This is a genomic window from Neorhizobium sp. T7_12 (genome assembly GCF_002968535.1).
In the GTDB taxonomy this organism is placed as follows: Bacteria; Pseudomonadota; Alphaproteobacteria; order Rhizobiales; family Rhizobiaceae; genus Neorhizobium; species Neorhizobium tomejilense.
Genome location: NZ_PVBK01000049.1, coordinates 1 through 1,053 on the forward strand (window position 1 = coordinate 1; position 1,053 = coordinate 1,053).

General features: G+C 56.7%; 1 protein-coding gene. It reads left to right on the forward strand.

What is annotated here, in order from left to right:
* The first annotated feature begins 93 nt into the window (after positions 1-93).
* A protein-coding gene (locus tag C5J26_RS32380; protein WP_105405491.1) for an IS630 family transposase occupies positions 94-1,042 on the forward strand; the annotation gives its coding sequence in 2 pieces (ribosomal slippage) (positions 94-429 and positions 431-1,042; 948 coding nt in all).
* Positions 1,043-1,053: the final 11 nt, after the last annotated feature.

The following is a 1,053-nucleotide window of genomic DNA, read 5'->3' on the forward strand; positions in this document are numbered from 1 at the left end:
TAGAGCGTTTCCGCCTTTTTCTGAATCGTGGTCGATTCCCAAATCAGTTTTGATCTGATTCATTGGTGCTGGCTGGATGGAGGCCAGCATCTCATGACGGCACCTTTATCCAATGATCTTCGCGAGCGTGTTGTCGCCGCCGTGCTGAGCGGCGAAAGCGTCCGTACCGTTGCTGCGCGCTTTGAGGTGGCGGCGTCATCGGTGGTGAAGTGGTCGCAACGCCATCGGGCAACTGGATCGGTTCGTCCGGGCAAGATGGGCGGCCATCGCAAACGCATTCTTGAACCACATCGTGATTTCATTATCGAGCGTCTCAGTCAGAACTCTCACCTGACGCTACATGGCCTCAAGGCCGAATTGGCTTCACGAGGCATTGCCGTCTCACACAATACGATTTGGGAGTTCATCCGCAGCGAGGGGCTGCGCTTCAAAAAAAACGCTGTTCGCCCTTGAACAAGCCCGCGCCGACGTCGCCCGTCGGCGAGAGCGGTGGAAGGCGTTGCAGCATCATCTTGATCCTGAGCGGCTGGTGTTCATTGATGAGACCTGGATCAAAACCAACATGACGCCCATCCGAGGCTGGGGACCGAAGGGCAGACGTCTGCGGGCGTTTGCGCCGCACGGTCACTGGCGCACCCTGACATTCATCGGTGCATTGCGCAGCAGCCAACTGACAGCACCCTGCGTTTTCGATGGCCCGATCAATGGCACGTGCTTTCGCGCCTATGTCGAGCAACAGTTGATACCAGTCCTCAAGCCAGGTGACATCGTCATCATGGACAATCTCGGCAGTCACAAGTCGGCCGCTATCCGTAAAGCGATCAAAGCCGCTGGCGCGCGGCTCTGGTTCCTGCCGCCCTACTCACCAGACCTCAATCCGATCGAGCAGGCCTTCTCAAAGATCAAGCACTGGATGCGCAATGCGCAAAGGAGGACCATCGACGAAACCTGGCGGCACATTGGTAACCTGGTCGAGGCGATCCAATCCGATGAATGTGCCAACTATCTCGAAAATGCAGGCTACGTTTCCGTCAAAAGGTGAAACGCTCTAGT